General features: G+C 55.8%; 7 protein-coding genes and 1 tRNA gene. 6 read left to right on the plus strand and 2 right to left on the minus strand.

Annotated features, from left to right (window positions below):
* The first annotated feature begins 54 nt into the window (after window positions 1-54).
* From aspA to IM284_RS15890, 5 genes are all read left to right on the plus strand, one after another.
* Window positions 55-1,491, plus strand: a complete 1,437-nt coding sequence (gene aspA, locus IM284_RS15870) for an aspartate ammonia-lyase (protein WP_003855923.1) — start codon at window positions 55-57, stop codon at window positions 1,489-1,491.
* 116 nt (window positions 1,492-1,607) lie between these two features.
* A complete protein-coding gene (locus IM284_RS15875) occupies window positions 1,608-2,909 on the plus strand; it encodes an anaerobic C4-dicarboxylate transporter (RefSeq protein ID WP_008502949.1) in 1,302 nt (433 codons plus the stop codon).
* Between the two features lie 112 nt (window positions 2,910-3,021).
* Window positions 3,022-3,345: a divalent cation tolerance protein CutA gene (gene cutA, locus IM284_RS15880; RefSeq protein WP_014168278.1), complete on the plus strand. Its 324-nt coding sequence runs from the start codon at window positions 3,022-3,024 to the stop codon at window positions 3,343-3,345.
* Entirely contained in the window at window positions 3,321-5,030 is a 1,710-nt protein-coding gene (locus IM284_RS15885; protein ID WP_047366961.1) for a protein-disulfide reductase DsbD, read from the plus strand. Before cutA ends, IM284_RS15885 begins: the two co-directional genes overlap by 25 nt.
* A 49-nt stretch (window positions 5,031-5,079) precedes the next feature.
* The gene (locus IM284_RS15890) at window positions 5,080-5,655 is read left to right on the plus strand and encodes a transcriptional regulator (protein WP_047366960.1); all 576 of its coding nucleotides are present in this window, start codon (window positions 5,080-5,082) and stop codon (window positions 5,653-5,655) included.
* Here the strand turns inward: IM284_RS15890 and IM284_RS15895 are convergent.
* Both IM284_RS15895 and IM284_RS15900 read right to left on the minus strand, forming a co-directional pair.
* Complete coding sequence (locus IM284_RS15895; protein WP_028015224.1) at window positions 5,652-6,242, minus strand: LysE family translocator; 591 nt, start codon at window positions 6,240-6,242, stop codon at window positions 5,652-5,654. The two genes, IM284_RS15890 and IM284_RS15895, sit on opposite strands and share 4 nt — an antisense overlap.
* Before the next feature lie 37 nt (window positions 6,243-6,279).
* Complete coding sequence (locus IM284_RS15900; RefSeq protein ID WP_041911503.1) at window positions 6,280-7,125, minus strand: AraC family transcriptional regulator; 846 nt, start codon at window positions 7,123-7,125, stop codon at window positions 6,280-6,282.
* Between the two features lie 168 nt (window positions 7,126-7,293).
* Between IM284_RS15900 and IM284_RS15905 the strand changes: the two genes are divergently transcribed.
* Window positions 7,294-7,369 (plus strand) — tRNA-Phe (locus IM284_RS15905).
* Window positions 7,370-7,625 lie beyond the last annotated feature (256 nt).

Consider the following 7,625-nt stretch of genomic DNA (forward strand, 5'->3'; position numbering starts at 1 on the left):
CATATATGTTATGTGTTTAGTACAATCCATCGGCAGCTTGAAAAGAAGGTTCACATGTTAAACAACATTCGTATCGAAGAAGACTTGTTGGGTACCAGGGAAGTTCCAGCGGATGCCTACTATGGTGTTCACACTCTGAGAGCGATTGAAAACTTCTACATCAGCAACAGCAAAATCAGCGATATCCCTGAGTTTGTCCGTGGCATGGTGATGGTGAAGAAAGCCGCAGCACTGGCGAACAAAGAGCTGCAAACCATTCCTAAAAGCGCGGCAAATGCGATTATCGCTGCCTGCGATGAAGTGCTGAACAACGGCAAATGCATGGACCAGTTCCCGGTTGACGTCTATCAGGGCGGCGCGGGTACCTCCGTCAACATGAATACCAACGAAGTACTGGCAAACATCGGCCTTGAGCTGATGGGCCACCAGAAAGGTGAATACCAGTACCTCAACCCGAACGACCACGTTAACAAATGCCAGTCCACCAACGACGCCTACCCAACCGGCTTCCGTATCGCGGTGTATGCCTCCGTGGTCAAACTGGTCGACGCGATCAACCAGCTGGGCGATGGCTTCCAGCGTAAGGCCGTTGAGTTCCAGGACATTCTGAAAATGGGCCGTACCCAGCTGCAGGACGCGGTGCCAATGACCCTCGGTCAGGAATTCCACGCGTTTAACGTGCTGCTGAACGAAGAGACCAAAAACCTGCTGCGCACGTCCGAGCTGCTGCTGGAAGTGAACCTGGGCGCAACCGCCATCGGTACGCGTCTGAACACCCCGGATGGCTATCAGCAGCTGGCGGTTCAGAAGCTGGCGGAAGTGTCTAACCTGCCGGTGGTGCCTGCGGAAGACCTGATTGAAGCCACATCCGACTGCGGCGCGTACGTAATGGTACACAGCGCCCTGAAACGTCTGGCGGTGAAACTGTCCAAAATCTGTAATGACCTGCGCCTGCTCTCCTCCGGCCCGCGCGCTGGCCTGAACGAAATCAACCTGCCAGAGTTGCAGGCGGGTTCTTCCATTATGCCAGCCAAAGTTAACCCGGTAGTGCCAGAAGTGGTGAACCAGGTTTGCTTCAAAGTCATCGGTAACGACACCACTGTGACCATGGCTTCCGAAGCCGGTCAGCTGCAGCTGAACGTGATGGAGCCGGTGATTGGCCAGGCGATGTTTGAATCCATTCACATCCTGACTAACGCCTGCTACAACCTGCTGGAAAAATGCATTAACGGCATCACCGCGAATAAAGAAGTCTGTGAAGGCTATGTTTATAACTCCATCGGGATCGTTACTTACCTCAACCCGTTCATCGGCCACCACAACGGTGACATCGTTGGTAAGATTTGTGCCGAAACCGGTAAGAGCGTGCGTGAAGTCGTGCTGGAGCGTGGACTGTTGACCGAAGCCGAGCTGGACGATATCTTCTCGGCCCAGAACCTGATGCATCCGGCATATAAAGCGAAACGATATACCGATGAAAGCGAACAGTAACAGTTCAGGCTAGGCTTCCGAAAGGCACGTCACTTGTGACGTGCCTTTTTTCTTTTTAGGCGTTACCTAAATACAACAATTCAATATCAACTTGTTAATAAGCAAGGCAGGTCTTTATGTTTGGAGCAGAACTCGTCATCGTCCTGTTGGCGATTTATTTGGGCGCGCGGCTCGGGGGTATCGGCATTGGTTTTGCCGGCGGTCTCGGGGTGCTCGTACTTACCCTTATCTTTCAGATTAAACCCGGCGCAATCCCTTTTGACGTTATCGAAATCATCATGGCGGTTATTGCCGCTATTGCGGCCATGCAGGTGGCGGGCGGTATGGACTACCTGGTGAGCCTGGCGGAGCGCATGCTGCGCCGCCATCCGAAATACATCACCTTCCTTGCCCCGCTGGTGACCTGGTTTATGACCATTCTCGCGGGAACCGGCCACACGGCGTTCTCCACGCTGCCGGTGATCACCGAGGTGGCAAAAGAACAGGGGATTCGCCCGTCTCGTCCACTTTCTATTGCCGTGGTGGCGTCGCAGATTGCGATCACCGCGTCGCCAATCTCAGCCGCCGTAGTCTTCTTCGCGGGTATCCTTGAGCCGATGGGCGTGAGCTACCTGACGCTGCTGGCGATCTGTATTCCAGTCACGCTGATTGCGGTGATGATTACCGCCGTGCTGTGTAACTTCCTGGGTGCCGAGCTGAAAGACGATCCGGTTTACCAGGAGCGTCTGGCAAAAGGTGAAGTGAGCCTGCGCGGTAGCCAGGTCTTCGAGCTGAAGCCGCACGCGAAACGCTCCGTGCTACTGTTCCTGATCGGTATCGTCGCCGTGATGTTCTACGCGACCGCCATCAGCGACACCGTGGGGCTGATCCAGAACCCGGTGCTGCCGCGTAACGAAGCGATTGTGGTATTCATGCTGACCATCGCCACGCTGATTAGCATCACCTGTAAAATCGACACCAGCGAAGTGCTGAACGCCAGCACCTTCAAATCCGGTATGAGCGCCTGCGTGTGCGTACTGGGCGTGGCGTGGCTCGGTGACACCTTCGTGAAAGCACACATCAGCGACATCCAGACCGTTGCCGGCGACCTGCTTCACAACTACCCGTGGCTGCTGGCGGTGGTACTGTTCTTTGCCGCGACGCTGCTTTACTCTCAGGCTGCCACCACCAAAGCGCTGATGCCTGCGGCACTGATGCTGGGCGTGACGCCGCTGACGGCGATTGCCTCTTTTGCGGCCGTTTCCGCCCTGTTCGTGCTACCAACCTACCCAACCCTGTTGGCCGCGGTTGAGATGGATGACACCGGCTCAACCCGCATCGGTAAGTACGTGTTTAACCACGCGTTCCTGATCCCGGGCGTGGTGGCGATTACGCTTTGCGTCGTCCTCGGCTTTATCATCGGTGGCATTGTGCTGTAAACGGTTAGCCGTTGTAAAAATAGTTAAAATCGGGCCGCTCTGCGGCCCGTTTCATTAATGACCAATCGCATGGCGTGATATAGTGAAGACTTTCGTGATGAGGAGGTCGACTGTGAACACGCCTGATGCTGTTGTCGTACTTTGTACCGCCCCTGATGAAGCCTCTGCCCAGGATCTCGCCGCCAAAGTGCTGGCCGAAAAACTGGCTGCCTGCGTCACGCTGCTCCCCGGCGCGACCTCCCTTTATTACTGGGAAGGCAAGCTGGAGCAGGAGTATGAAGTCCAGATGTTGCTCAAAACCAATCTGGCGAATCAGCAGGCGCTCCTTGACTGCCTCAAGTCTCATCATCCTTATCAAACCCCGGAGCTGCTGGTGCTGCCAGTGGTCCACGGCGATAACGACTATCTCTCATGGCTCAACGCTTCTTTACGCTGATCCTGCTGCTGTGCAGCACGTCAGTATTTGCCGGTTTGTTTGACGCGCCCGGCCGTTCGAACTTTATTCCCGCCGACCAGGCGTTCATTTTTGACTTTCAGCAAAACCAGCACGATCTCAATCTGACCTGGCAGGTGAAAGAGGGTTACTACCTCTACCGCAAGCAGGTCAGCATCACGCCGGCAAAGGCTAACGTTGGCGCATTGCAGATGCCCGCTGGCGAATGGCATGAGGACGAGTTCTACGGTAAAAGTGAAATTTATCGCCAGCGCTTAAGCGTGCCCGTCACGGTGAATCAGGCGGATAAAGATGCCACGCTGACGGTTACGTATCAGGGCTGTGCCGACGCGGGCTTCTGCTACCCTCCTGAAACGAAGGTCGTTCCGCTTACTGAAGTTAAAGCGGCTGCCTCCCCTCTCCCCTCAGGCGAGAGGGACAGGGTGAGGGATGAAGGCGAAGCCAAAGCTGCTTCCGATCTGCCGTTCTCAGCACTTTGGGCCTTACTGATTGGTATCGGCATTGCCTTTACCCCTTGTGTCCTGCCGATGTACCCGCTTATCTCCGGGATTGTTCTGGGCGGCAAACAGCGTCTTTCTACCGCCCGGGCGCTGCTCCTGGCGTTTATTTATGTGCAGGGCATGGCGCTCACCTATACCGCGCTCGGCCTCGTGGTCGCCGCGGCCGGACTGCAGTTCCAGGCAGCCCTCCAGCACCCATATGTGCTAATCGGCCTGTCAGCCGTATTTATTCTGCTTGCGCTGTCGATGTTTGGCCTGTTCACGCTTCAGCTGCCCTCTTCGCTGCAAACCCGCTTAACGCTGATGAGCAATCGCCAGCAGGGTGGCTCTGCGGGCGGCGTGTTCGCAATGGGCGCCATCGCCGGGTTGATTTGTTCCCCCTGCACTACAGCACCGCTGAGCGCTATCCTGCTGTACATCGCCCAGAGCGGTAATATGTGGCTCGGCGGGGGTACGCTGTATCTTTACGCGCTGGGGATGGGCCTGCCGCTGATTCTGGTGACGGTGTTTGGCAACCGCCTGCTGCCGAAGAGCGGCCCGTGGATGGAGACGGTGAAAACCGCGTTCGGCTTTGTCATCCTGGCGCTCCCGGTGTTCCTGCTGGAGCGCATCATGGGTGATGCGTGGGGTTTGCGCCTGTGGGCCATGCTTGGCGTGGCGTTCTTCTCCTGGGCGTTTATCGTCAGCCTGGGGGCAAAAAAAGCGTGGATGCGTCTGGTGCAAATTCTCCTGCTCGCCGCCGCGTTGGTGAGCGTGCGCCCGCTTCAGGATTGGGCGTTCGGCTCGCCTGTGGGCCAGACGCAGGCACATTTAAACTTTATACACGTTAAGAACGTCGATGAGCTCAACAGCGCGCTGGCGCAGGCAAAAGGCAAACCGGTGATGCTCGACCTCTATGCCGACTGGTGTGTTGCCTGCAAAGAGTTTGAAAAATACACCTTTAGCGATCCTCAGGTGCAAAATGCCCTGAAAGAGACGGTACTCCTTCAGGCAAACGTCACAGCCAACAATGCGCAGGATAAGGCCCTGCTTAAACACCTTACCGTACTCGGGCTGCCAACCATTCTGTTCTTCAATGAGCAGGGGGAAGAGCTGCCAGAACAGCGTGTAACCGGGTTTATGGACGCACCGGCATTCAGCGCGCATTTGCGCAATCGCCAACCGTAAACAACACTTTAGACGGGACATACCGTTGGGAATAGCGGAGGAGATAACCGTGCAACGCGAAGACGTACTGGGACAAGCCCTGCAACTACTTGAGATTCAAGGGATCGCCAGCACCACGCTTGAGATGGTAGCCGACCGTATCGATTACCCTCTGGATGAGCTTAAGCGCTTCTGGCCGGATAAAGAGGCGCTGCTTTATGATGCCCTACGCTATCTTAGCCAGCAGGTGGATATCTGGCGCAGGCAGCTAATGTTGAATGAAGAGCTGACCGCTGAGCAAAAACTGTTAGCGCGCTACACCGCCCTGACAGAGTGCGTCAGCAACAATCGTTATCCAGGCTGCCTGTTTATTGCTGCCTGTACGTTTTATCCCGATCCTGGCCATCCAATACACCAGCTGGCGGATCAGCAAAAACGTGCGGCGCATGACTTCACCCACGAACTGCTGACAACGCTTGAAGTGGATGACCCGGCAATGGTCGCTAAGCAGATGGAGCTCGTACTGGAGGGTTGTCTGAGCCGCATGCTGGTGAACCGTAGCCAGGCCGATGTGGATACGGCGCACCGCCTGGCGGAAGACATTCTGCGCTTTGCCCTGTGTCGTATGGGGGGGGCGTTAACCTAGACCAGCATGCCCGCCCAGGCGGAGACGAGCAGACATAGCGCCATCAGGCGCTGAAACCGCACCATCGCCACGGTGGTGCGAAACACCCGGTTTACCGCCTTCCCCAGCCACGCCCAGCACATCAGGCACATCACAGAAATCAGTAAGAACCATAGCGCCATCAGCGCAATATCTCTTAACGGATGAATGCTCGCGGGAGCAAAAAGACTCACTACTGCCAGCGCCATCATCCACGTTTTCGGATTCACCATTTGCAGCAGCGCTGCGGCTTGCGCTGTGAAGCGATGAGGCGTCTTCTCAGAAAGATTCGCCGCAGGCGCCCGATACAGTTGCCAGCTCATCCAGGTTAGCCACAGCACGCCCGCCCAACTCATTGCCTGGCGTATCAGAGGAAACTGACGCAGCACCTCCCCGGCGCCGGCACCCGATATCAGCACAATCAGACTCGCCGTAATACATCCCCCCAAAATGGCGGGAATGGTATTTTTCACACCAAAGTACTGGCTGTTAGTGAGAACGAGGATATTCGTCGGGCCGGGCGTTATCGACGCGACAAAGGCAAACAGCAGATAAGGCATCAGACTCACAGATGGCTCCTTTTTTGTTAGAGCCATTACTGTGCCGCTATTTTCTGGAAACGTCTGGAAGGTTTGTGCACAACCGGCGGTAGTGGGCAGGGGAAATGCGGTATGCACGCTGGAACCAGCGTCCCAGATGGCTTTGGTCGGCAAAACCGAGCGCTGTAGCCACATTAACAGGCTGTTCGCCGTGCGCCAGCAGCTGTCGCGCCTTTGCCAGACGCAGCTGAATAAGCCAGGCGTGAGGTGCCAGGTTGAACTCGCGCTTAAAGCAGCGCGTCAGCGTAAAGCGATCCGTGCCCGTCTCGCGCGCAAGGTCTGACAACCCCACGTTCTCGCCGATATGCGCATAAAGATAGTCGCGTGCGCGGTGCGCCACGGCAGCGCTTTGTAGCTGCGACGGGAGTTTCTTACGCCAGTGGCAATGGGAGGTGATCTGAGAGAGCAGCTTATCCATTGTGCTCTGCTGAACAATTTTCATCTCATCGCTATGCAACGCGTTAAACGTCTCGCCGATAGAACGGACCAGCTGAGGTTCTCGCGTTAGCGTTTGAGCAAAGTGAAGCGAGTAGCGATCCGGCGTGGCTTCATATAATCCACGGAGGGTACGCGTCAGCCACTGCTCGTCAAGATAGAAGGTGAGATAGGTAAAGCCTCCTTCCACAGGCGCGTCGCCGTCGTGAATTTCGCCCGGCTCCAGTAAGAACGCATCACCAGGATGGCTGCGGTGGCGTTCGCGACGACAGTGGAACTGCTGGGTGCCTGAAAGGGTAATCCCGACCAGATAACTATCGTGCCAGTGGGGATCGAAGGCATGGCCTTCGAAGTGCGCTTTAATCGTTTCAATGCCGGTATCCGCATGCTGACGGAGCTCAAGCCAGTCGTTTGCCATACTGCCCTCCTGTTGTCATCAGCATTGCCGCACGGCCCGGTATTGTCTGGAAGATTTGTGCATTTTCACGGTGAAAACGTACAGATTGCCGCAAACTTAAGCAGTTGAACAGCTTTTCCTGAAATAATGTTGACGATAAGGCGCGATTGCGGTTTAATGCGCTCCGTTGCCCGGATAGCTCAGTCGGTAGAGCAGGGGATTGAAAATCCCCGTGTCCTTGGTTCGATTCCGAGTCCGGGCACCACTATTTAAAGAACCCAGCCTATGGCTGGGTTTTTGCTTTTCTGCGTTTATCAAAACCTTACCTTATTTTTACTCCTGTATCTCTTCCCGGTAAGATCGTGCGGTTAGCATTTCCCGGTGGCGCTGCGCTTACCGGGCCTACAAAACCTGTAGGCCGGATAAGGCGAAGCCGCAACCCGGTATTTTCCGGCGCACAAAGCAAAAAACCCCGCACCTTACGGTACGGGGTTCTTCTTGATTGATGCCTGGCAGTTCCC

The organism is Enterobacter cloacae complex sp. P12RS (genome assembly GCF_014895875.1).
In the GTDB taxonomy this organism is placed as follows: domain Bacteria; phylum Pseudomonadota; class Gammaproteobacteria; order Enterobacterales; family Enterobacteriaceae; genus Enterobacter; species Enterobacter bugandensis.

What these genes read in the sequence shown, in the direction of transcription:
- aspA (WP_003855923.1), top strand. Translation starts at nt 55, where the DNA reads ATGTTAAACAACATTCGTATCGAAGAAGACTTGTTGGGTACCAGGGAA.
- IM284_RS15875 (WP_008502949.1), top strand. Translation starts at nt 1,608, where the DNA reads ATGTTTGGAGCAGAACTCGTCATCGTCCTGTTGGCGATTTATTTGGGC.
- IM284_RS15885 (WP_047366961.1), top strand. Translation starts at nt 3,321, where the DNA reads ATGGCTCAACGCTTCTTTACGCTGATCCTGCTGCTGTGCAGCACGTCA.
- IM284_RS15900 (WP_041911503.1), bottom strand. Translation starts at nt 7,125, where the DNA reads ATGGCAAACGACTGGCTTGAGCTCCGTCAGCATGCGGATACCGGCATT.